The organism is Shewanella sp. ZOR0012, assembly GCF_000798835.1.
GTDB classification, from domain to species: Bacteria; Pseudomonadota; Gammaproteobacteria; order Enterobacterales; family Shewanellaceae; genus Shewanella; species Shewanella xiamenensis.
Map to the genome: position 1 here is coordinate 142,718 of NZ_JTLE01000094.1, position 24,899 is coordinate 167,616.

Genomic DNA, 24,899 nt, shown 5'->3' on the forward strand with positions numbered 1-24,899 from the left:
GTGGTGAGGTGCTCAAACGTGCCGGTGCTGTGCCCGTCAATATGCCAGGAAGAGAACTCTATGGTGCTCTGCAAACTGGTTCAATCGATGCGGCTGAGTGGGTTGGGCCTGTGAATGATCTCGCCTTTGGCTTACATAAAGTGGCTAAATATTATTACTATCCCGGTTGGCATGAACCAGGTTCCAATATGGAGTTTTTAATTAACAAGGATGCTTTTGAGAATCTGCCTAAAGATTTGCAAGCCATCGTTAAGACGGCTGCGCGTGCCATTAATCAAGATATGTTGGATGAATACACCACGCGTAATGTCAGTGCACTTGAAACTCTCGTAAAAGAGGAAGGGGTAGAGCTTAAGGCGTTTCCGTCTGCCGTGTTAACTGAACTTGAACGGATCTCACAACAGGTGATTGCAGAGCAGGCGCAACAAGATCCCATGATGGACAAAGTCTATAGGGCTTATCATGCTTATGAGCAAGGCGTGCGTGAATACCATAAGATTTCTGAAGATGCCTACAGCCAACAACGACAGCATTAATGATGGCTATTTACCCAAAATGTTCATATTAGCACCTTACTGATATGAGATGATTTCATCTTGCGTTAACTTGTTACTGTTTGGTGTTATGCTTGCACTCATATAAATAGATAGCGACAGTGGCGTTGTATCGCCCTGATAATTTGGAGATCCCTATGCCATTACTTGATAGCTTTACTGTTGACCATACTCGAATGAATGCACCTGCTGTGCGTGTCGCCAAACATATGACTACCCCCAAAGGTGATGCGATCACAGTATTTGATCTACGTTTTTGCGCGCCGAATAAAGATATCCTTAGCGAGCGTGGTATTCACACTTTGGAACATTTATTTGCAGGCTTTATGCGTGACCATCTAAATGGCAATGATGTGGAAATTATTGATATTTCGCCAATGGGCTGTCGCACTGGGTTTTATATGAGCCTGATTGGTGTGCCCACTGAACATCAAGTGGCGGATGCGTGGCTTGCTTCTATGGAAGATGTGCTGAAAGTCGTTGAACAATCTGAAATTCCTGAGCTGAACGAATATCAATGCGGTACCTACGAGATGCACTCTTTGGAGCAAGCACAGGAAATTGCACGCAATATTATCGCTGCTGGTGTGAGTGTTAACCGCAACGATGATTTAAAACTCAGTGATGAGATTTTAGGTAAACTCTAAGCCGCAAATATGGGCTTAACGCGAAAGCGTCAAGAAAGCGACATTAGTCGCTTTTTTTTTCGAACTAATTCCGCTATTTTACAAAATAACAACAAACGCCGTACGCTAACAAAAATTTTGGGAGCTTGGTATGCCAAGTCGCTATTTTGTCATGTCGCTGACCGCGCTGGCGGTTTCCTGTATTTACGCTAACTCACTCAATGCAAATCCCCTTTATTCTCAAACGCTCGATTTAGCCAAGCTCAATGAGCAGTACCATTCCAGCGATGATGCGATGCAATTAAGCAATCTTAATAGCTTAACCTTGCTTCGAGCCGACCATAGTGGCAATTCCGCCAATATCAGTATGCGTTCTGCCAGCCAAGGTGTCGCTGTAATGCAAGATCGGGTGTATTTCTCACCTGCGCCTTACTCAGCCCCTCAACTGCAACTCTTACCCCATCTTTTATTACAGCAAAGTGTGACGACTACACCACTGGCCAATATGGCTGTTGGTGGTCAGGGAGCGTTTGGGGTTGTGGATTATCAAAGCCTTAACATTATTGAGCGCCCGCAATCCGGTAGTGTTCAAATTGAGGGGACAACAGATTCCGATGTAAATGCTGGCCTGCGTTGGGGCGTTAAGCAAAAAGAATACGGAGCCTTATTTGCCGCCAATTATTTAAAACAACAAGGCGATGCGAATTTTTTAAACGGCAGTGATGCTGACAGAAAAAAAACGGATATCTTATTTAAGGTCAACGCCACGAGCTTGCTTGGTGCTCGCAGTCCACAGCAAACTGAATTTACCTATCAATTTATCGATGACGATAGTTATCGCTCATTGCTTGGGATAACGGCTGCCGACTGGCAGCAAGATCCATTACAGCTATATTCCGCTACAGCACAAGATACCCACCAAGGGAGACAGCATAAATACCAGTTATCACATCAAGTGGATTTGGGTGACAGTCGAGTGATTAGCGACTTTTACTATCAATCATATTCACAACAACTGGATCAGCTTGGCGTGTTTAATGGGCAAAATATTGGCTTGGGAACCCTTTACGACATTGCCGCCTTTGACCGAAATCCCAGTGTTAATGGTGCCGATATCAATATGTTGGTACAAGATAATGATTACAGTGCGTTTGGTGCTCAGACTCAGGCGATAAACCAATATGGAAAGCATCAAATTACCTACAGTGCTCGTTATCATACCGATAAAGCCGAAATGCGTTTCGGTGATCAAACGGCTTTGTGGCAAGCGGACAGAAGTATAGTGCGTGATGAGTCTAATGCGGTGTTAGCCTACACCGATGATGCCACTGCGCTGACGTCGGCAATCGACTCTTTATGGCGTTGGCAAGGTATGCAAATCAAGTTAGGGCTTACTTACGAGCATGTCAGTGTCAATCGTGAGCTTAGCTTAGTCTTTGCAGGGCTTGATGAAGCGGACTTTTCTGATAGCGATTGGATGCCACAATTTGGTGTGCTGTATGACGCTGGCGATTGGCGCTTTAGTACTGATATCCGCCGAGCGTGGGCAGCCGCGAGTGCAGGCAATCTTACTCAGGAAGCACAGGAGTCACTCCATTATCAAGTCAGCGCCCAATATGCGAGCGAAGGAATTAAGGCCGATTTGCGCGCCTATGTGCAAGAATTTGATAATCTACATGTTGATTGTGATAGCTATTCCATGTGTGTTGATAGTCGTCTACTCACCCAAGAGAATATTCCTGATGTGCTCAGCTATGGGATTGAACTCGGCCTAGGTTATCAGTGGATGCTGGGTGAATTTGAATTGCCCTTAGGCTTAAGCTATCAGTATCTTAGCGCTGAATATCAGACGAGCACCTGCACCGATATCCAAGGTTGCGTCCTGGAGGGCGACAAACTGGCTTGGTTACCCGAGCATCAATTGCAATTGAGTGCGGGGATTGAATACGCCCAATATCAATTAAACCTTGTTGCTGCTTATCAATCTGAGCGTGATTTCAGTCAGTATGGTAGTGAGTTGCAGCGTGTTGACGGTCAATGGCGTGCCGATATAGCGGCTAATTACGATATTGATAAGCACCATCGATTGTATGTTCGGGTCGAAAATCTACTTGATGAGTCCTTGGTAACCTCAGCATCAAATAGCGGAATTCGAGTAGAAAATGGACGGATCAGCTATTTGGGCTATCAATGGCGTTTCTAAACTGAGTTAAATCTTGTTTGACGTTTGTTCAGCAAGAAAGCGAAAAGGTATTTATATTTCTGGTTATCTTGATATATCGACCTTTTGCTAAATTAATTCTTTTAAAATTAATGTTATAGTATTTAGTGACCGTAATACTCTCTCTTTCTGAGCCCTCACTCGGTCGGAAGGTGAACGCTGTAGTGCATGATTCTTTTAAATCCTTATTTTAGGTTTGAAAACACCTATAATTTTCGTGGCGATGGCACGGCAATTGGGGTAAAATGCGCGCGACCAGCGTGATTGCGATCGCATTTCTGTGATAAATCTGCGCTAGCTCAATGCAGTAGGTTTTGTTTAAAACCTACGTATTTAGCAGGAACGCGGCGCATTGTCTTTCCTTCAAAACGTAGTGCTTGTGGATATGATTACAATTAAGAAAGGATTGGAACTGCCTATAGCAGGCGGACCAGAGCAAGTTATCCATAATGGCCCAGCCATTAAACATGTAGCTACTTTGGGTGAAGAGTATATTGGCTTACGTCCAACGATGAAGATCAAAGTGGGCGATAAAGTACAAAAAGGTCAGGTGATTTTCGAAGATAAGAAAAATCCTGGCGTAAAATATACGGCTTTAGCCAGTGGTACTATATTAGACATTAACCGGGGCGCCCAGCGTGTGCTGCAGTCTGTTGTTATTCAAGTGGAAGGTAACGAAAGCGTTTCCTTTGCTAAGTATGACGCCACTGCTCTTGATACGCTTGACTCGCAACTGGTCCGTGACAACCTGATTGAGTCAGGTTTATGGACTGCATTGCGTACTCGTCCTTTCAGCAAAGTGCCAGCCGTAGATTCTTCTGCTGCGGGTATATTTGTAACCGCCATTGATACGCAACCCCATGCTGCCGATCCCGTAGTGGTGATCCGCGAGCATAAAGAAGATTTTGCTAATGGTCTTAAAGTCTTAGCAAGACTTACCGAAGGTAAAGTTTACCTTTGCAAAGCGCCTGGCGCCGATATCCCTGCCGCAAACGCCCAAGTTGAAGAATTTGCCGGTGTTCACCCTGCAGGTCTTGTTGGTACTCATATCCATTTCCTACTTCCAGCTTCTGCAAAACGTACTGTTTGGCATGTCGGTTACCAAGATGTAATAGCCATTGGTCAGCTATTTACGACGGGTCAACTGAATACCGAACGTGTGGTTGCAATTGCCGGTCCTAAAGCAGCTAAGCCACGTTTGGTTCGCACTGTTTTAGGTGCAAGCATGACTGAGTTGACTGCTGGCGAAACCTTAGATGGTAACGTGCGTTTCATTTCAGGCTCTGTGCTGAATGGCCGTACTGCAGTTGGTCCTCAAGGATATTTAGGCCGTTACCATATGCAGGTCAGTCTGCTTGAAGAAGGTACTGAAAAAGAATTTTTGGGTTGGGTATTGCCTGGCGCCAACAAGTTCTCTATCACTCGCGCATTCCTTGGTCACTTAAGTTCTTCTCGTTTGTTCAATATGACAACGAGCACTGGTGGCTCGGACCGTGCAATGGTGCCAATCGGTAACTTTGAGCGTGTAATGCCTCTGGATATTCTTCCTACAATGTTACTGCGTGACCTGATTTCGGGTGACTTTGACGGTGCGGCTACCCTAGGCGCGTTAGAGTTAGATGAAGAAGATCTCGCACTGTGTACGTTCGTATGTCCAGGCAAATATGACTACGGTTCATATCTGCGTGACTGTTTAGATACGATCGAGAGGGAAGGCTAATGAGCTTGAAAGATTTTTTCGAACGTATTGAACCCGACTTCGAGAAAGGCGGTAAATACGAAAAGTTTTATGCCCTCTTCGAAGCGGCATACACCATTTTTTATACGCCAGGTAAAGTGAACAAGGGAAAAACCCATGTTCGCGATAACCTTGACCTAAAACGTATGATGATTACGGTTTGGGCCTGTGCATTTCCCGCGATGTTCGTCGGTATGTACAACGTAGGTTTACAAGCACAACTCGCATTAATTGCGGGTTTTGCGACCCCAGATGTATGGCAAGTGAGCTTGTTTGGCATGTTCGGTACCGAACTGACAGCAAACTCTGGTTGGCCTGCATTAATGTGGTATGGCGCCTGTTTCTTCCTACCTATCTACGCGGTGACGTTTGCTGTCGGTGGTATTTGGGAAGTGTTGTTTGCCTCTATCCGCGGTCATGAAGTTAACGAGGGTTTCTTCGTTACCTCTATCCTGTTCGCCTTAACTTTGCCAGCCACTATTCCATTATGGATGGTTGCACTAGGTATCACCTTCGGTGTGGTTGTGGCTAAGGAAGTGTTCGGTGGTACAGGGCGTAACTTCTTAAACCCAGCGCTGGCCGGTCGTGCATTCCTGTTCTTCGCTTACCCATTGAACATGTCTGGTGACACTACATGGGTTGTGGCTGACGGTTACTCTGGTGCGACTGCACTGAGTCAAGCTGCTGCGGGCAATTTGGATTATGCCTTCAACCAAAACTGGTGGGATGCGTTCTTCGGTTTCATTCCGGGTTCTGTCGGTGAAGTGTCTACGCTAGCGATTCTTTTAGGTGGTTTGGTCATCATCTATACCCGTATCGCATCATGGCGCATCGTGGGTGGTGTAATGCTGGGTATGATTGCCATTTCTACGCTGCTGAACGTTGTGGGTAGCGACACTAACCCAATGTTTGCAATGCCTTGGTACTGGCACTTAGTGTTAGGTGGTTTTGCATTTGGCATGATGTTTATGGCGACTGACCCAGTGTCTGCGTCATTCACTAACCAAGCTAAATGGGCATACGGTATCTTGATTGGTGCAATGGCTGTGTTTATCCGCGTGATTAACCCTGCGTTCCCAGAAGGCATGATGTTAGCGATTCTGTTTGCTAACTTGTTCGCGCCATTGTTCGACCACTTCGTGGTTCAGGCAAATATCAAGCGGAGGATTGCTCGTGGCTAGTAATAGAGATTCGTTCGGAAGAACGCTATTTATCGTCGTTGGCTTATGTCTAATTTGTGCGATATTTGTGTCGACTGCGGCAGTATTACTGCGCCCAACTCAAGCAGAAAACAAACTGCTTGATAAGCAAAAGTACATTCTGGAAGCTGCAGGTCTGATTGACACTAAAGCTGGTAAAGTGACCAAAGCGCAAATTTTGGAAACTTACGGTAAGCATATCGAAGCTAAGTTAGTAAACTTAAAAACCGGTGATTGGGTTGAAGGTGTTGACGCCAATACATTTGATCAACGCAAAGCGTCTCGCGATGTGAAAACCTCATTTGTACCTGAAAACGATATCGCTTCAGTTAAGCGTGTTTCAGAAGATGCAGTGGTTTATCTGGTTCGCGACGATCAAGGTAAGTTAACCAGTGTGATCCTGCCTATCCATGGTTATGGCCTGTGGTCGACTATGTATGCTTTCCTCGCGTTAGATGCTGATCTGAACACGATTCAAAGCTTAGTTTACTACGAGCAAGGCGAAACCCCTGGTTTGGGTGGTGAAGTCCAAAACGCTCAGTGGAAAGCGAAATGGCATGGTAAAAAGTTATTTGATGCGCAAGGTAATATTGCGATTAGCGTAACCAAAAACCCCGCTGTTGCTACCACTGAATACGGTGTAGATGCATTATCCGGCGCGACTCTGACCAGTAATGGTGTTCAACACTCTCTGACGTTCTGGTTAGGTAAAGAAGGTTTTGCGAGTTTCATTGAAAAAGCACGCAATGGAGGTCTCAGCTAATGTCTGACGCTAAAGAACTGAAACAGGTTCTGACTGGACCTATCGTCAACAACAACCCGATTGCATTACAAGTCCTTGGTGTATGTAGTGCGTTAGCGGTAACGAGCAAGCTCGAAACTGCACTGGTAATGGCGTTGGCATTAACTGCGGTAACAGCGTTTTCGAACCTGTTTATCTCAATGATCCGTAATCATATTCCTAGTAGCGTACGTATTATCGTGCAGATGACCATTATTGCCTCTCTGGTAATTGTGGTTGACCAATTGCTGCAGGCTTATGCTTATCAGATTTCTAAGCAGTTATCGGTATTCGTGGGTCTTATCATTACGAACTGTATCGTAATGGGACGCGCTGAAGCCTATGCGATGAAAACACCACCAATGATGAGCTTTATGGATGGTATCGGTAACGGTTTAGGTTACGGTGCGATTCTGTTAGCCGTTGGCTTCGTGCGTGAACTGTTTGGTAACGGTTCTCTGTTCGGTGTTGAAATCCTGCACAAGATCTCTGATGGTGGTTGGTATCAACCAAATGGTTTGCTATTACTGCCGCCAAGTGCGTTCTTCCTAATCGGTATGCTGATTTGGATTATTCGTACCTATAAGCCAGAGCAAGTTGAAGCAAAAGGGTAATTGAGATGGAACATTATATTAGCCTGTTAATTCGCTCTGTTTTCATTGAAAACATGGCACTGGCCTTCTTCTTAGGTATGTGTACTTTCTTAGCGGTATCAAAGAAAGTGACTACCGCGATGGGCCTAGGGATTGCGGTAGTTGTAGTGTTAACTATCTCTGTTCCTGCTAACCAAGTTATTTACCAAGGGCTGTTAGCGCCTGGCGCACTGGCTTGGGCTGGTGCACCTGAAGCTGACTTAAGCTTCTTGAAATTCATTACCTTTATCGGTGTGATTGCGGCTTTAGTTCAAATTCTGGAAATGGCACTGGATAAGTACTTTCCTCCTTTGTACAACGCGTTAGGTATCTTCTTACCTCTGATCACTGTGAACTGTGCGATTTTCGGTGCGGTATCATTCATGGTTGAGCGTGACTACAAACTGGGCGAAAGTGTGGTGTTTGGTTTCGGCTCTGGAGTAGGTTGGGCATTAGCTATCGTATTGATGGCCGGTATCCGTGAGAAGCTGAAGTATGCCGATGTGCCCAATGGCCTACGTGGTTTAGGTATTACCTTTATCACCGCTGGTTTAATGGCCTTAGGTTTCATGTCGTTTTCTGGTGTGTCTCTGTAAGAGACACCAAACGGCTTCTTGAATTGGACCTTCTAAGGATAAGTTAATGGATATTCTTGGTATTTTTAAATCTACTCCGCTTGAGGTTTACCTCGGTGTGAGTATGTTTACTGCTATCGTCCTCGTCTTAGTGTTAGTGATTTTATTCGCTAAATCTAAGCTAGTGTCTAGCGGTGACATCACGATCGGCATCAATGACGATCCTGAAAAAGCGATTACAACCGGTGCTGGTGGCAAGCTGTTAGGCGTGCTGGCGAACAACGGTATCTTCGTATCGAGTGCCTGTGGTGGCGGTGGTTCTTGTGGCCAATGTCGCGTAGTGGTTAAGTCTGGCGGCGGTGATATTCTGCCAACAGAATTGGACCACATCAGCAAGGGTGACGCCCGTAAAGGTTGTCGTCTGTCTTGCCAGGTGAACGTTAAGAACGACATGGAAATCGAGCTTGACGAAGAAATCTTCGGTATCAAGAAGTGGGAATGTACTGTTATCTCTAACGATAACAAGGCGACCTTCATTAAAGAACTGAAGCTGCAAATTCCTGATGGTGAATCTGTTCCGTTCCGTGCGGGTGGTTACATTCAGATCGAAGCGCCAGCACACCATGTTAAATATGCTGATTTCGACGTACCAGCAAAATACCGTGGTGACTGGGAGCACTTTGGTTTCTTCAATCTTGAATCTAAAGTTGACGAAGAAACGATCCGTGCTTACTCAATGGCTAACTACCCAGAAGAGTTCGGCATCATCATGTTAAACGTGCGTATCGCAACGCCACCTCCACGTAACTTGAGCTTACCATGCGGTAAGATGTCATCTTACATTTGGAGCCTAAAGGCTGGCGATAAAGTGACTATTTCTGGTCCATTCGGTGAATTCTTCGCGAAAGATACCAATGCAGAAATGGTGTTTATCGGTGGTGGTGCGGGTATGGCACCAATGCGTTCACACATTTTCGACCAACTGAAGCGTCTGAAGTCTAAGCGTAAGATGAGCTTCTGGTACGGTGCACGTTCTAAGCGTGAAATGTTCTACGTGGAAGACTTTGACGGCTTAGCGGCTGAAAACGACAACTTCGTATGGCATGTGGCCCTGTCTGATCCTCAACCAGAGGACAACTGGGATGGTTACACAGGTTTCATCCATAACGTACTGTATGAAAACTACCTGAAAGACCATGAAGCGCCAGAAGATTGTGAGTTCTACATGTGTGGACCTCCAATGATGAACGCGGCCGTGATCGGTATGTTGAAAAATCTTGGTGTCGAAGACGAAAACATCCTATTGGATGACTTCGGCGGCTAATGTGAATTAGCCCAAGGTGAGAAGAGTTGCAGATGTGGAGTAAAGCTCTCATCTGCAACTTTTGCATTAAAGGGCATCCAAAAGAGTTGTTAGTCACTATGTTTAAAACCCTAGCGTTAAAAACCCCTGTGTTAAAAACCTCAGTGTTGAAGCATTCAGTGAACTGGCTGGTCCTTGTAGGTCTAGCCTTTTTTATTTCAGCCTGTAGCAAACAGGATGAGGTTATCTCCCTTGCGGGCAGCACAATGGGCACGACTTACCATATTAAAGTGGTTCCTAATGAGCAAATGCCCACGGCCCAGCTATTGCAGGCCGAAATTGACTTAGCCCTAGAGCAAGTCAATAACCAGATGTCGACCTATCGACCTAATTCAGAATTGTCCCGTTTCAACCAGTTACCGCTTGAGCAAAGTGTCGAAGTGTCGCCGGATACTGTCAAAGTGGTTAAAGAAGGCATGCGTTTGTATCACGTGACAGACAAAGCCTTAGACATTACCTTAGGGCCGCTGGTGAACTTATGGGGATTTGGCCCCGATAAGCGCCCAACCAAAGTACCGTCTCAAGCCGAGATTGATGCAGCTAAGGCTAAAACGGGTATCAGTGAGCTTTCTATCGAAGGCAATCGCTTAAGCAAGCATAACGCCCATTTGTACGTGGATTTGTCATCTATCGCCAAGGGCTTTGGCGTGGATAAAGTGGCTACTATTTTAGATAAATATCACGCAACGGGTTACTTAGTTGAAATTGGTGGCGAGCTGAGCATTAAAGGTACCAAAGGCGATGGCAGTTCGTGGCGTGTCGCCATAGAGAAGCCGACCGATGAGGGCATGGCGGTACAGCAGGTGATTGAACCGGGCACTATGGCCATGGCGACGTCGGGGGATTACCGCAATTATTATGAGGAAGAAGGTCAACGTTTTACCCATATAATCGATCCGCGTACAGGTTTGCCTATCAATCATAAGTTAGCATCTGTGACCGTTTTGCATAAAGAATGTATGACGGCCGATGGTTTTGCGACGGCGATGATGGTTTTAGGCACAGAAGCGTCATTGGAGCTTGCCAAGAAAGAACACTTGGCGATAATGCTAATAGAAAAGCAAGGCGAAGGATTTAAAGTCTACTACAGTGACGCCTTCAAGCCTTTCCTTAAGTAGTTGGAGTTAACATGAGCACTTTTATCGCGGCATTTGTGATTTTATTACTGTTCTTTTTGCTTATGTCGATAGGTTATCTCATCAAGCGCAAAGCCGTTGAAGGAAGCTGTGGCGGTTTAGGTGTATTAGGGATTGAAAAAGCCTGCGATTGTGATGATCCCTGCGACAAGCGTAAGCGTCGTATGGCCGCTGAAGAAGCGCGCCGAGCGAAGTTAACCAAAGACCGGATCATTTAATTATCCGCTTCAACTAAAATAGCCTCCTCTGGAGGCTATTTTTTTGCCTCAAATTTAGCATCGTTAAAATTAATCCTTGATTTATGAGGAGGATAGCAGGCTAATCTAAGCGATAATGAGAATGCTTTTTATCTTTAAGTTTGTGAAAAATAAAGAAAATTTGAGTTAGCTTGAAAACTGTACTAGGCTAGAAGCTTGATTTAGATCAATCTTTCACTCATATCAAGGATCGTAACTTATGAAAGGTCATCCAAAAGTGGTGGGACAACTCAATCGGGTGCTTACCTGTGAGTTAACGGCCATTAATCAATATTTTCTCCACGCCAGAATGTTCAAGCATTGGGGGCTGGAGAAGCTAAACCACGTCGAATACAAGAAATCCATCCAAGATATGAAACACGCCGATAAGCTTATTGAGCGGGTATTATTTTTAGAGGGATTACCGAATCTACAACAGCTCGAAAAACTGCGTATTGGCGAGCACACTCAAGAGATGCTCGATTGCGATTTAGCCATGGTGCAGGAACAACTCTCGCTGTTGCGGGATGCCATTACACTCTGCGAAGTTGAGCAGGATTATGTCAGTCGCGATCTGCTCGAAGATATTCTTGAAGATGAAGAAGAGCATTTAGATTGGCTCGAGTCACAGCAGGAGCTGATTAGCTTAACAGGCATTCAAAACTATCTTCAATCGCAAATTAGTGAGTCATAGGAGCTGAATATGAAAGGTGATAAAGACGTCATCGATGCGTTAAATCGACTCCTAACCGGAGAGTTATCGGCGATGGATCAGTATTTTGTCCATGCTCATATGTACGAAGATTGGGGACTCAACGAACTTTATGAGCGTATTGCCCATGAGTCGGATGATGAGAAAGCCCATGCCGCAAAACTGGTGCAGCGTATCTTATTCCTCGAAGGTGTGCCCAATGTGGCTGCAAGGGAAGCGCTCAACATTGGCTCGACTGTCGAAGAGATGCTGCGTAACGATCTCGCCTATGAATACAAGGTGGCCGATGATTTACGTAAAGTCATTGCGTTGTGTGAGCAGAAAAAAGATTATCAAACCCGTGAGATCTTAGAAGTGCTACTCGATGATACCGAATCTGACCATATGTATTGGTTAGAGAAACAGCTCGGTTTAATTGACCGCATTGGTTTAGCGAATTATCTGCAAACTAAGATGTAACAATATCCGATTGCGCGGCTCAAGCACAAAGGCCAGTCATTTTATGACTGGCCTTTGTTTTGGGATTTTGAGTATTTAGTCTAACACTCTGTAAAAATTAGCTGTAGTAATGAGATGTTCTGTTTGAGGTGGATTGTTTAGCGATTCCTGTTATGTCATTAATGTCTATTCTTTACAAATACTTGTTTACGTTTTTTCTCATCATTTTGGCTGTTGTTGGCGGGTAAAAATTGTTACCGTGTGAAGCTGTTTTTGCAGGCTTTTATGTTAAGTGGTTGGTTAACCAGACGGGAAGATGAATGAGATATATAAAACGTTCTCTAAGTTTGCAGTTAGTGGTAACTATCGTCGGTGCCCTCGCTGTACTACTTACTTTAGTTGCCGCTTTGCTCGTGAATAAAGAAAGTAATAATACACGTAAGCAGGTGGATGCCGACATTTCGGCACTTGTAGCCTTAAAAGCCAATGAGATCAGTGGTTACTTTGTTGCCAAGGGGCAAGTAATCCACTCGGTATTTGCCGAGCCTGGGCTTATCAACTGGTTTAGTCAGTATCATGCCCGAGGCAGTAATCTGGCGCAGGATCAGCAATATCAAGATATTATTCGTTATTTTCGCTCGTTTTCCGACCGTGATAGCGATGTGAAATCAGTATTCTTTGGTTCGGCAAACACCTTTGAGTATTTTGACCTTAATGGCCGTTTCGATGGCGATCCTGATTATTACACCAATAAGCGTCCTTGGTGGCAGGAGGCGATTGATCAACATGGCCTGTTTGTGGGCGATCCTGCGGTCGATGCCAACGATGGTTCTATTTCTGCAACGGTTAAAACCCCAGTCTATAGTGCTAATGGCGAACTTATTGGCATTGGTGGTATGGATATTCTGATCGATACCATTGGTAAAAACCTATTAGCACCGATTAAATACCGCAACTATGGCCAAGCCTTCCTGATGACGGATGAAGGTAAGCTTGTGTATTTCCCAGGATTCTCGGATAAATTCCCTCCCGGCTCACTTGCCAATCAAATTGATAGCCAATTTAAAGATACCTCCGGTTTTACAGCATTAATGCAACAAATGCAGCGCGAGCCTCAGGGGTTTGCCGAAGTTACTTTTAATGGCGTATCACAGCGAGTGACCTTTGTGACTGTAGGCGGGGATTATCCTAAGCAAAAGTGGCATTTAGCCTTTATGTTGCCCCATGAAGTAATTGAAGCGCCTGTTACCAAAGCCTTTTGGAATGCCTGTTTTGTTGCATTAGGGATCATGCTGTTAGTGGGGATTACTGTTTGGTTGATGTTATTACCCTTTAGACGCCAGCTCAGCAAGTTACTCGATGCGATGGAAGACATTGCCGAGGGTGACAGTGACTTATCCCAACGCATTTTAATGGAACGGGAAGATGAGCTAGGTAAACTGGGTGATGCTTTCAATCGTTTTGCTGAAAAGGTTCAGCAAATGTTGCTGCATACCCGTAGCTTAACCCAAGAGGTCGGCACTGGAGTGATGGATGCGCGCCAAGTGTGTGATTTAGCTGTCTCGTCGGTGTCATCGCAAAAACAACAAATCGATTCTGTCGCCACGGCAGCAACTCAAATGGCGCAGACGAGCCAAGAAATGGCGATAAGTGCTCAACGTGCAAATGATTTTGCCGAAAAGGCACAGACTCAGGCCCTTGACGGTACGCAAATTGTGTCCCGTGCGACCGAAGGGATGAAGGCATTATCGGTTCAAGTCATCGAAGCGGCTAATGTGATTAAGCGGCTACGAAGCAGCTCAGAGCAAATTGGTGAAGTCTTGAGCGTGATCCGCAATATTGCCGACCAAACTAACTTGCTGGCATTGAACGCGGCCATCGAGGCGGCGCGGGCGGGTGATCAAGGTCGAGGCTTCGCCGTTGTTGCTGACGAAGTGCGCACGCTGGCTTTGCGTACCCAAGATTCTACCGCCAATATTCAAGGCATTATCCAAACTCTGCAACAAAGTGCGCTTCAGGCTGAACAAGTGATGGAATCAGGGGTTGAGCAGGCAAGAGTAGGGCAAGACTTAACCACGCAAGTCGAGCAAGCCCTCAGCGACATCGCCAGTGCGATTACGTCTATCCAGCAGCAAACGGTGGAAATTACTGTGGCGATAGGCCAGCAGGCAGTGGTTGCCGATGAAGTGGCGCAAAACGTGGTGAGCGTGCGTGGTTTATCCGATCAATCCCTATTGTCAAGCCAAGATCTCTCCCAAAGTCTACAAGGATTTGAGCAAGCAACTCGAGAACTGACACGTAATATTGGTCAATTTAAAATTTAAATGCTGTTGTTTTAAAACCAAAGGAGCCTTAGCGCTCCTTTGGTTTTTTTGGGAATGTTATACTTGGATAAGGATGCTTGAGTCGATAGGTGAACTTCGCGACTGCGTAAATATGTCCTAGATACTTGATCACTGTTTTTATATACAGTATTTTGGGTGTTGGAGGAACCTTTAGTGCGAAAAATCATTCATGTTGATATGGATTGCTACTTTGCTGCGGTGGAAATGCGAGACTTTCCCGAATACCGTGGTAAACCGTTAGCCGTTGGTGGGAGCCGTGAGCGGCGAGGGGTTATCAGCACCTGTAATTACGAAGCGCGCCGATTTGGTGTGCGCTCCGCTATGGCAACGGCTTATGCGCTTAAACTGTGCCCAGACTTAATTCTTGTCCCCGGTCGAATGCAGGTCTATAAGGATATATCGCAACAAATTCGCGCTATCTTCTCTCGATACACTGAATTGATTGAACCCCTCTCCCTCGATGAAGCCTACTTAGATGTTAGCGATTGCAAGCTGTTTAAGGGCTCTGCAACTCTGATTGCTGAAGCGATTCGCCATGATATTTTGGCCGAAACAGGGCTTACTGCTTCGGCTGGCGTTGCTCCTGTTAAATTCCTCGCCAAGGTGGCCTCTGACTTAAATAAACCTAATGGTTTGTATGTTATTTCGCCCGACAAGGTTCCTGAGTTCATTAAAACCTTATCCCTACGCAAGATCCCCGGTGTGGGGAAAGTCACCGCAGAAAAACTTTCCTCTTTGGGGTTAAATACTTGCGGAGATATACAAACTTATCCAAAACAAGACCTTATTACTCGTTTTGGCAAATTTGGTGCCGTATTAATTGAAAGATCCCATGGGATTGATGAGCGTGGGTTATCAGTGAGTCGCGAGCGTAAATCTGTCGGCGTTGAAACTACGTTGGCGCAGGATATTTATACCCTCGAGCAGTGCCAGCAAGTGATGCCTGGATTAATACAAGAGTTATCAACTCGCCTAAGTCGTAGTGCCAAGGATCGACAAATCCATAAGCAGGTGGTGAAGCTTAAATTCAGTGACTTTAAACAAACAACCATTGAACATCGCAGTAATGATGTGTCTGTGATGATGTTTTACGAATTATTATCCCAGGCAATGACAAGGCAAGAAGGGAGGGGGATTCGGCTACTCGGCGTGGCTGTGGGACTTACTGATAAATCACCGATTGCGAAGGTTGATCCATTGCAAACCCAACTCGCGTTATCAATTTAATCAATCTCATCCCTTACACGTTATCAATCGCTATAACTTAAAGCGGCTGACTAAGGCTGTTAGTTCATTGGCCATGGTTGAAAGTTGGATACTTGCAGCATGGATTTCGTCTGTTGTATGTCGACTCTCTTCTGATTGCTCTGCAATATGCTGAATATTGTGATGGCTTTCGTTTTCCATTATTGACTGTGCTTTCGCGGCAAGCGCGATTTGATTATTCATTTCGCTGATTTCGCTCACCATTTCCGCAATATGAGCCAAAGCTTCTCCAGCATTGCTGGCGGCTTCCACACTAGCAATCGCTTTTTGATTACCGATATTGATAGCTGCAACGGCACTTTGAGTGCCATTTTGGACATTCGCTATCATCAGTTTTATTTCCTCCGTTGATTGATGGGTTTTGGAGGCGAGAGAGCGCACTTCATCGGCCACGACGGCAAAACCTCGGCCTTGTTCTCCTGCACGAGCGGCTTCAATAGCAGCATTTAGGGCAAGTAAATTGGTTTGTTCGGCGATAGCTTGAATCACTTCAAGTACTTTTCCTATGTGCTGCCCTTCGAGCTCTAGCTTGTTAATTTGGTTTTCTGCTTGGCTAACATCTTGGGCGAGTTGTCGGATAACAGCTATGGTGTTTTGTACTTTTTCTTGGCCTGTGGCGGTAAAGTTGTCAGCCTGTTTAGCCGCCTCTGCTGCATGGTTAGCGCTGCTTGAAACCTCTTGCACAGAGGCTGCAATATGGTCGCTTGCATCAGCCACTTTCCGAGTCGTTTCTTCCTGTGTCCTTAAGGTTTGCTTGGCCATTTCGCTGGCGTGGGCAAGCCCTTGTGCTGATAGCGTAAGCCTGGCGGTCGAGTCTTTAAACTGCGAAATAATACTATGCAGATTGTCCAGGAAATGATTAAAGGCACGGGCTAAGTCTCCAAGCTCATCCTTGGAGGTTAAGTTAATCCTTGCTCTTAAGTCTCCATCACCATCGGTAATATCATGAATTTTCGCCAATAAAACAGCGAGTGGCCGACTAATTAATTTAGGTAATGCTATGACATAGATGGCGCAAATAATAATGCTGATTGCAAGGGCGACAAGTTGTAGTTTTTGTCCTTCTAGGGCATCAGCTTCAACTTGTTCTACGGCACCCTTTGTATGGCTATTTAGCTCATCGGTCAGATGACTGATATGTACATGGAGCTTATCAAAGAGGGTTGCACCTTGACCAAAGCTTAAATCTATTGCTGTGGTGCGACCATTTCGGCCATTGTTAGTGCGTTGATTACTAATTTCATTGGTTATTTTTTGCCATTCATTAAAGGTTTGGGTTAACTCTGTGAGTTGATTTAGAGCCTGCTGGCTTGTTGTTACCTTGGCAAAATGTGTTAAGTGTTGGTTGACTAGCTCAATACTTTGGTTGTGTTGCTTCAAAAGTTGGTTGTAGGAGTCTGTTCCAACATTAACAAACATTAGACTTCTTTCTGCCACTTGCGCTTGGTATAACTCTTTATCCGCTTGTAGCAGCAGGGATTGGCTAGGTAAATATTCTAATGCCAGTTTATCTGCACTTTGTTTTAGTGCTTTTAGGCCCACAATCCCTGTGAAAGATGCAAAAATAACGACCCCAGCAAGTAGTAGACTCGGGTAGATAAGTTTTTGGTTTATTGATAGATCCTTATACCAACGCATATATGATTTCCTTGAGATCAGCTAGGATGAGTAGCGTATTAAAATCAATGTTGCCGTTAGTACTTACTTGCCAAATTCATCAAGGTTAATCCCTATCGTTATTGCGCCAATGGCAGTGTCACCATCCATAACAGGGATAGATATTTGCACTAAATAGGCTTGTGAGCTGGTATCAAATTTAACGGGGCCAATATGTTTGTCCCCTTTTCCATTTGCGAAGGATTTTTGCCACTTATCTTCATCACCCTGCCAATAGTCAGAGGTTTTAGCTGTCATAGCGACGTTAGCCCCTTGATTATCCATTAGGAAAATTTCTTGGTAATAAGGCTTACTTGCTTCGAAGGTTGTTAAGAATTTGGCTGCATCATTACTCATCAATGATGACATAAAGGGATCGATACCTTCAGTGGCTATCCACTTTTGGTCGAGTTCTTTGATGGAATCTAAACTTTTTCCCTGAGCATTTTGTGCTTTTACTGCTGTAACAAGTACAGGCTCTCTTCCTAATGGCATTAAGGTGTTTGTTAAATCTATGACTTCTTGCGGCACTTCTTCGGCAAAACTCATGTGACTGATGAAAACTAATAGGGCGGCAGAAACAATTTTTCCTAGTTTCATGATCTCTTTCCTTAAGCTAGCAAGTTTATAAAGATGTAGCTAAATGCCACTAGTTTTATGGGGTTGCTAAACAACTATAGTAGAGAATCAAAATTGTTGATGGGAATTAACACCTTATTTCTATCTGAAAAAACAATAAAAAAACCGCGCATACTATGCGCGGTTGAGTCTGAGGAGAGTTTACTTAGGCCTTAGCGGGAATGCGCTCTAGCACGGCTAATAGTAGATCCCAGTACTGACCAACGGTGGCGATATTGACCATTTCATCTGGGCCGTGCGGATAACGGATGGTCGGGCCAATCGACACCATGTCCATTTCTGGATAGGGCTTTTTAAACAGACCACATTCAAGGCCCGCGTGGATCACCATAATAACCGGTTCTTTATTGTAGATTGACTCATAGGTCTCACGCACAATTGCCATCACCGGCGAAGTATTGTCTGGCTTCCAACCCGGGTAAGCGCCGCTGAGTTCAATATCTGCACCCGCTAAGTTGGTTAACGCAGTAAGCATGCCTTCAACTTGGCTACGGCCAGAATCGATGAGCGAGCGAATTAAGCAAAGAATGCTGACTTCTTCATCGTTAGTGCTGATCACACCAACGTTGAGTGAGGTTTCGGTTACGCCAGTTACTTCATCACTCATGCGCATTACCCCGTTAGGGCAAACATGCAATAAGTCGATAAGGGTATTTTGGCTGTTTTCGCTCATCACGCGTTTTGGCGTTGGGATTTCGCTCAATACTAAGCGCATATCTGGGTCGGCAATGGCCAGTTCGGCGCGGACTAAGGCTTCAAAAGCACGCACTTTTTCATTCAGTGCATCGACATTTTCAGCAGGTAACATAAAGCTGATATTGGCTTCGCGTGGGATAGCATTACGCAGTGAACCACCGGTAAATTGGGTTAACTCTAGGGCTAATTCATCGGCATTTTCGAACAGGAAGCGCGCCAAAATCTTGTTGGCGTTGCCACGACCCAAATGGATGTTGACCCCAGAGTGACCACCTTTTAAGCCCGATAAATGCAGGCTAAATGATGCATAACTTTGCTCCGACGCTTGCCATACCATAGGCAAAGTGATCTGAGCATCGACACCGCCAGCGCAGCCCATGTAGATCTCACCTTCTTGCTCTGAGTCGGTGTTGATCAGGATCTCGGCATCAAGCATACCTGCTTGCAGGCCAAAGGCGCCTGTCATACCGGCTTCTTCGTCAATGGTGAGCAGTACTTCGAGTGGACCGTGCTTGATGTCATCTGAGCCTAAAATCGCTAAGGCCGATGCCATACCAATGCCATTGTCGGCGCCTAAGGTTGTGCCTTTGGCTTTTACCCAGTCACCGTCAACATAGGCTTCGATAGGATCTTTGGTAAAGTCATGCACTTTGTCGGCATTTTTTTGCGGCACCATATCGATATGGGCTTGGATCACAACGACTTTACGATCTTCCATTCCCGCAGTTGCGGGTTTGCGAATGATTAAATTGCCGACGGCATCTTCTACTACATCGAGTTGTTTGCTCTTAGCCCAGGCTTGGATGTGTTGGCTGAGTGCTTGTTCATGTTTGGAAGGGTGGGGAATCGCACAGATTTGTTCGAACCATTGCCATAAAGGCTGTGGGTATAACTGACTTAGCGCTGTCACAGAAGGTCCCTCATCAGGTCTTGTGGGTATGGGGCAAATTTGCGCTAATCCTAACACATTCTGCTCGGGCGATTAATCATCTCGATAACTCCGTGTGCGTTTGTGGCAGCGAAAGTTGCCACCCTCTGTATTTTCGATAGTGTCAAAGCGATTTTTTGATTGGTAATTAAGCGTTATAGCGGGAATAATGCTGGCACAATAATGAAAAAGGATGGGTCATGTTTCAAGTTAACTTTATTGATGTACAAGCAGAAAATGCCATTTTTGATGGCGAAGGTTGGGATGCGGTTGTGGTGGTCACACCGGATCTCGTTTCTATCGGAATTGATGAGATCAGTTTGTTGGCCGAGCACGGTGCTAAGGTCGATAAGCGGGTTGGTAAGAGCCCGACGTTACTATTTGCACCGGGTTTAGCCGGTGGCCGTTTAATCATAGCGCCCATCACTCAAGTGACTGATGATTATGCCGATGTGCGTATTTATGGCGATGCGGCAAGAGTTGCGATTGCTATTGCCAAAGACGCGGGTGCTAAGCGTCCGCTGCTTTATGTTGTTCCTTCAGCAACCCCTAAGTTTGGTTTTGCGACCGAAGTCGCGGCGTTGGCCTGTGGTCAAGAATTATGGCAAACCTTAGAGTTACGTGAGGCGACAGGCTTAACGCCGGCCTTTGAAGCGATAGGTTTATTGTCGTTATCATCTGAAAAGAGTCAATTGCTCAACGCATTAGAAGCAGGCCGCGTATTAGCGCGGGATTTATGTGGCACTGAACCTGAGCGTATGTCGGCGAAGGCCTTTGCTGAATATTGTTTGCAAGCCTTTAAAGGCAGCGTTATTAAAACTGCAGTGGTGGAAGATAGGGATATTCTCGAGCGAGATTATCCACTATTAAGTGCGGTGGCGCGCTCTTCCTTTGCGGTTGGCCGTCATCAACCGCGGGTGGTGAAACTCGAATATCTGCCCGAAGGTGAGATTACTCGTACCTTCTTATTTGCTGGCAAAGGCGTGGTCTACGATACGGGCGGCGCCGATCTGAAAGTCGGTGGCGCAATGGCCGGCATGAGCCGCGATAAAGGCGGCGCCTCTGCTGTGGCTGGGTTATTTAAAACCTTGTCTATGCTCAAGCCTGAAGGGATCCGCGTAATTGCCGAACTGGGTTTAGTGCGTAATAGCATTGGCAGCGAAGCGTTTGTCACCGACGAAATTATCACCAGCCATGGGGGCGTGCGGGTACGCATTGGTAATACCGACGCTGAAGGTCGTTTAGTGCTGGCTGATTTGCTCAGTCATCTGCGTATTAAAGCGGTAACGGCTGTTAAGCCTGAGCTGTTTTCGGTTGCGACGCTCACGGGACATGTGGTGCGCTGCTATGGTAATTATCCCGCAGCAGTTGAAAATGCGGTCGCCAGTGGTGCACTGTGCGCGCAGACACTTGCGTCACAAGCGAGCCACTGGGGCGAACCCTTTGAGGTTTCCACATTACGCCGTGAGGATTTTGCCAAGATCCGCGAAGTGTCTGGGGCGGCTGATATTTTATCTTCAAACAATGCGCCGTCTTCAGTAACTGCCCGCGGGCATCAATATCCTGCAGCCTTTCTACTTAAGGCGTCAGGTCTATTTGAACACGGTGTTAATGCCGCTATTCCTTTAGCTTATACACACTTAGATATTGCTGGCAGTGCAACTGAGGGCGATCCGCTCTACGGTAAACCCACTGCCAGCCCCTTGGTTAGTTTGTATCAATATCTGATCAATCGTTAACGAAATAACGTAACAAATAGAAATAATTTTGTAATATCTTATTTATTAGGTGGTTACAGGGTTATTTCTGTTTTTATGTGATGCAGGTCGCCAATATTTTTGATGGTTTGTGTAATTTAATTACATTAAAAAGCCTTAATCAAAATAAATACAAAAAAAGCTTGTAATAAAACTACGAAAACATATAATAGTTTTCGTGGACAGGGCATTAAGCCTTTCCCCTCTAGTCTATCCAGGATGGATACCCTTCTCCAAGGACCCGAGTGACAAGTCGTCTCAACGGATTTGAGAATCTCTAGTTCCAAGGAACCGAGCCAAGCTTTACTAGAGTACTTAATCTCAACTTTACTTAGGAGTAATTGACTATGTCTTATACAGGCAACAACCATTTTTATTGGCAAAATACTTGGTTTAACACTGATGTTTTGCGTGGCGGTTTATTCGCTATGAGCTTTAAGGGCTAACTATCCCTTTAAATCTAGTTTCCATCATCCATCAACCTTTGTATCGCCTTTTTGGGCGTGTTTAGACTCAAGTAGCATATCGGTGTTTTTGCATGGGTATGCCAGGTTTTTCCCGCTAGCGCGGTAATGTACTTCCCCGAAAGGGACGCTTGAAACATGTCTTGCCTGCTCATTGAGCAGGCTTTTTTTTAGCTTTTTTCTGTCGTTATGACGCAATGCCTCTCATTCCTTCCCATAAACGTAAAATTTTTTGCGGCCATCTTGCGATGACTACTCTTCGCAATAGTTAATTTAATTAGTTGTTTTTAAAACATAAAACCTTGTCATTAATCTATTCATCTTTTTGTACGACTTAAGAATGATGAATTTGTTACATTTGTCACATAAAATACAAATGCAAATCGTTCTCAATGGTGTTACCGTATGCGCACCTTGACGAAACTTGCTGAACGACTATGCGTTTTAATCTACTTCCTCTGGCGGCTGCGGTCACACTAGCCTTGAATCCTTTGGCATTGATGGCCGAAGAACAAACCTCTTCTAAAACAGAGGCACAAGATCAAAATATCGAAAAAATCACAGTGATGGGTAAATACACTGTGAGTCGCAATATTGATACCGCGACAGGTCTAGGACTCACATTACGAGAAACGCCTCAGTCGGTCAGCATCATGACGGCAGATCGGATTGAAGATCAGGCATTAAATACTGTGGTCGACGTGGTGAATAACACTGTGGGCTTATCATCTTCAAAAACCGATAATGTGCGTAACGGTTTTTCGGCCCGCGGTTTTACCGTGCAAAACTATCAAATTGATGGAGTGCCTTTATCTTGGAGTTTAGGCGGTGATGCTGGCGAAACGGTATCGGATGTGTCTATCTATGAGCGTGTTGAAGTTGTGCGTGGCGCTACCGGATTATTAACCGGCGCTGGCGATCCTTCTGCCTCGATTAACTTAGTGCGTAAGCATGCTGACAGTTCTGATCTTAAAGGTTATGTGGATGTCGCCACTGGAAGTTGGGATAAAAAACAAGTCACCGCGGATGTGTCTAATGGTTTGAATGACGACGGCAGTGTGCGTGGCCGTTTGGTCGCTAAGTATGTGAATAGCGATTCCTATCAAGATCTATATCAAGACCGTAAAACCATTCTCTATGGTGTTGTCGATAGCGATATCACCGCCAACACTTTACTGCGTGTCGGTGGTAGCTATAACCACAACGATCCGAAGGGGGCGATGTGGGGCGCGTTGCCCGCCGTCTTTAGCGATGGTTCTGCCACAGATTGGGATACATCGACCACTACAGCCGCCGATTGGAGCCGCTGGGAAACTAAAAACATTAACTACTTTGCTAACCTAAATCATTACTTTAGCAATGGCTGGCAATTGGTGGCTAACTACAACCGCATGGAATATGAAACCACCACTAAGATGATTTACATGTCGGGTTTACTCGATAAAGACACGGGGGCGGGGCTTAGTGGTCAGCGTTATCACAGCCATGGTGAAAGTAACTCGAATAACTTTGATGTGCAGCTTAAAGGCGACTATGACCTCTTTGGTCAAACCCATGAGTTTGTGACGGGGGCTTTGTATAGTAAGCAAAAATCCTACGCTGATACCTATGAGCCTATCCGTGACAATATGACGGGTTGGGACTCACAAGTGGTCGATAACTTCTACGAATGGCAACAAAATCAGTTTGCTGAGCCTGAATGGTCGAGCAACGCGAACCGTCAGCTCAATATGGATACCGAGCAAAAAGGCTTTTATGCGGCGACCCGCCTGACCATTACCGATGATTTTAAACTGATTGCCGGTGGACGTATTTCAAGCTGGAACCGTGAAGGCGTGAGCTATGGTACCGATACTAACTTTGGCGATGATGGCGTGTTTGTGCCCTATGTTGGCGCCTTGTACGATATCAATGACGCGCATCGTATTTACGCCAGTTATACCGGGATTTTTAATCCGCAGAATAATTTCGATGCCGATCAAAATTACCTCGATCCATTAGAGGGCAAAGCCTACGAATTAGGTCTGAAGAGTGCTTATCTTGACGATCGTCTACATACCACTGTAGCCGTGTTCCAAATTGACCAAGATAACTTGGCAACCTTAGCCGGAACGATTTATATCGGTGGTAAACCCGTGAATTACTATGAGGCCGCACAAGGCACAAAGAGTAAGGGTTTTGAGCTAGAAGTGGTGGGTGAGCCTGCCGATGGCTGGAATATCTCTGCGGGTTACTCGCAATTTAATGCCGAAGATGCAGAGGGTAAGCGAGTCGCAACTACCAGTCCGCAGAAGCAATTTAAACTGTTTACCACCTATCAATTTGTGGGCTTATTGCCTGAGTTAACCATAGGTGGTGGAGTGAATTGGCAAAGTGACAGTTACTCAGATGTCAGTGATGTGGCAATTAAGCAGGATGCTTACTCCCTAGTGAATCTGATGGCGCGCTACGATCTGGCTGAGAATATGGATCTACAGGTTAACGTAGAGAATCTGCTGGATGAGAAATATTATGCCTATATGTCAGCGTCTGGCCTAGCATACAGTGTGTATCACTACGGTGCTCCACGTAACTTTACCGTCAGCTTTAACTATCGCTTTTAAGCATTTTCCCCGTTGAACTCAAAAAGCCGGTGCCCTTAAGGGCGCCGGCTTTTTGCTATCGACTTAAATCCCATTGGCTGCGCAGATGCAGCCTAATATGCCTGTATGGGAAAACCATTGTACTGTTTTGTGATTATTTCGCTTTAAAAACAATACGCTGTTAATCCTGAACGACGTTTGAATTTTCCTAGATTAAGACTGGTATGCTAACCCCTATTTACAGTGAACTTTAATGTAAATTAAGTGCGGTGGTTTTTTGTTCTGTTTAGCGATTTCTATCAATAAAATCTCCATCAATTTTCTGGCCTGACCAGCACAAACTCCCTATAATCCC

General features: G+C 45.3%; 20 protein-coding genes. 17 read left to right on the top strand and 3 right to left on the bottom strand.

Annotated elements, in window-relative coordinates; all coding sequences use genetic code 11:
• The 15 genes from L976_RS02510 to dinB form a co-directional block, all read left to right on the top strand.
• Positions 1 to 536 (top strand): TRAP transporter substrate-binding protein (locus tag L976_RS02510; protein WP_047540088.1); only part of this gene is annotated, 536 nt, incomplete at its 5' end.
• A 155-nt stretch (positions 537 to 691) separates the two neighbouring features.
• The gene (luxS, locus tag L976_RS02515) at positions 692 to 1,201 is read left to right on the top strand and encodes an S-ribosylhomocysteine lyase (RefSeq protein ID WP_037415025.1); all 510 of its coding nucleotides are present in this window, start codon (positions 692 to 694) and stop codon (positions 1,199 to 1,201) included.
• Between the two features lie 130 nt (positions 1,202 to 1,331).
• Positions 1,332 to 3,383 (top strand): TonB-dependent receptor domain-containing protein, encoded by a 2,052-nt coding sequence (locus tag L976_RS02520; protein ID WP_047533879.1) that lies wholly within the window; start codon positions 1,332 to 1,334, stop codon positions 3,381 to 3,383.
• 403 nt (positions 3,384 to 3,786) lie between these two features.
• Complete coding sequence (locus L976_RS02525) at positions 3,787 to 5,121, top strand: Na(+)-translocating NADH-quinone reductase subunit A (protein ID WP_037415063.1); 1,335 nt, start codon at positions 3,787 to 3,789, stop codon at positions 5,119 to 5,121.
• Entirely contained in the window at positions 5,121 to 6,320 is a 1,200-nt protein-coding gene (locus L976_RS02530; protein ID WP_037415023.1) for an NADH:ubiquinone reductase (Na(+)-transporting) subunit B, read from the top strand. The genes L976_RS02525 and L976_RS02530 overlap by 1 nt, the downstream gene beginning before the upstream one ends.
• Positions 6,313 to 7,101, top strand: a complete 789-nt coding sequence (locus L976_RS02535) for a Na(+)-translocating NADH-quinone reductase subunit C (RefSeq protein ID WP_047533885.1) — start codon at positions 6,313 to 6,315, stop codon at positions 7,099 to 7,101. Before L976_RS02530 ends, L976_RS02535 begins: the two co-directional genes overlap by 8 nt.
• Positions 7,101 to 7,733 carry an NADH:ubiquinone reductase (Na(+)-transporting) subunit D gene (locus tag L976_RS02540; protein WP_037415013.1) on the top strand — a complete coding sequence of 211 codons (633 nt, stop codon included), beginning with the start codon at positions 7,101 to 7,103 and terminating at the stop codon, positions 7,731 to 7,733. Before L976_RS02535 ends, L976_RS02540 begins: the two co-directional genes overlap by 1 nt.
• A gap of 5 nt (positions 7,734 to 7,738) precedes the next feature.
• On the top strand, positions 7,739 to 8,347 hold the full coding sequence (nqrE, locus tag L976_RS02545; RefSeq protein ID WP_006080469.1) for an NADH:ubiquinone reductase (Na(+)-transporting) subunit E: 609 nt from the start codon (positions 7,739 to 7,741) through the stop codon (positions 8,345 to 8,347).
• 46 nt (positions 8,348 to 8,393) lie between these two features.
• Positions 8,394 to 9,650 (top strand): NADH:ubiquinone reductase (Na(+)-transporting) subunit F, encoded by a 1,257-nt coding sequence (gene nqrF, locus L976_RS02550; protein WP_037427058.1) that lies wholly within the window; start codon positions 8,394 to 8,396, stop codon positions 9,648 to 9,650.
• 98 nt (positions 9,651 to 9,748) lie between these two features.
• Positions 9,749 to 10,807 (top strand): FAD:protein FMN transferase, encoded by a 1,059-nt coding sequence (locus L976_RS02555; protein WP_047540090.1) that lies wholly within the window; start codon positions 9,749 to 9,751, stop codon positions 10,805 to 10,807.
• 11 nt (positions 10,808 to 10,818) lie between these two features.
• A complete protein-coding gene (nqrM, locus tag L976_RS02560; RefSeq protein ID WP_011071354.1) occupies positions 10,819 to 11,043 on the top strand; it encodes a (Na+)-NQR maturation NqrM in 225 nt (74 codons plus the stop codon).
• 238 nt (positions 11,044 to 11,281) lie between these two features.
• Positions 11,282 to 11,755: a bacterioferritin gene (bfr, locus tag L976_RS02565; protein ID WP_037415005.1), complete on the top strand. Its 474-nt coding sequence runs from the start codon at positions 11,282 to 11,284 to the stop codon at positions 11,753 to 11,755.
• Between the two features lie 9 nt (positions 11,756 to 11,764).
• Positions 11,765 to 12,232 (top strand): bacterioferritin, encoded by a 468-nt coding sequence (gene bfr, locus L976_RS02570; RefSeq protein ID WP_047533927.1) that lies wholly within the window; start codon positions 11,765 to 11,767, stop codon positions 12,230 to 12,232.
• 299 nt (positions 12,233 to 12,531) lie between these two features.
• Entirely contained in the window at positions 12,532 to 14,535 is a 2,004-nt protein-coding gene (locus L976_RS02575) for a methyl-accepting chemotaxis protein (RefSeq protein ID WP_047533930.1), read from the top strand.
• Between the two features lie 174 nt (positions 14,536 to 14,709).
• Positions 14,710 to 15,783, top strand: a complete 1,074-nt coding sequence (dinB, locus tag L976_RS02580) for a DNA polymerase IV (RefSeq protein WP_047533933.1) — start codon at positions 14,710 to 14,712, stop codon at positions 15,781 to 15,783.
• Between the two features lie 30 nt (positions 15,784 to 15,813).
• Here dinB and L976_RS02585 read toward each other — a convergent pair whose 3' ends face one another.
• The 3 genes from L976_RS02585 to L976_RS02595 form a co-directional block, all read right to left on the bottom strand.
• On the bottom strand, positions 15,814 to 17,460 hold the full coding sequence (locus L976_RS02585) for a methyl-accepting chemotaxis protein (RefSeq protein ID WP_047533935.1): 1,647 nt from the start codon (positions 17,458 to 17,460) through the stop codon (positions 15,814 to 15,816).
• A gap of 63 nt (positions 17,461 to 17,523) precedes the next feature.
• Positions 17,524 to 18,078, bottom strand: coding sequence for a PDC sensor domain-containing protein (locus tag L976_RS02590; RefSeq protein WP_047533938.1), 555 nt, complete (start codon positions 18,076 to 18,078; stop codon positions 17,524 to 17,526).
• A gap of 184 nt (positions 18,079 to 18,262) precedes the next feature.
• A complete protein-coding gene (locus tag L976_RS02595) occupies positions 18,263 to 19,723 on the bottom strand; it encodes an aminoacyl-histidine dipeptidase (RefSeq protein WP_047533941.1) in 1,461 nt (486 codons plus the stop codon).
• Positions 19,724 to 19,941: 218 nt separating this feature from the next.
• Between L976_RS02595 and L976_RS02600 the strand changes: the two genes are divergently transcribed.
• Both L976_RS02600 and L976_RS02610 read left to right on the top strand, forming a co-directional pair.
• Positions 19,942 to 21,480 (top strand): M17 family metallopeptidase, encoded by a 1,539-nt coding sequence (locus L976_RS02600; protein WP_047533942.1) that lies wholly within the window; start codon positions 19,942 to 19,944, stop codon positions 21,478 to 21,480.
• 919 nt (positions 21,481 to 22,399) lie between these two features.
• Positions 22,400 to 24,565: a TonB-dependent siderophore receptor gene (locus L976_RS02610; RefSeq protein ID WP_047533944.1), complete on the top strand. Its 2,166-nt coding sequence runs from the start codon at positions 22,400 to 22,402 to the stop codon at positions 24,563 to 24,565.
• Positions 24,566 to 24,899: the final 334 nt, after the last annotated feature.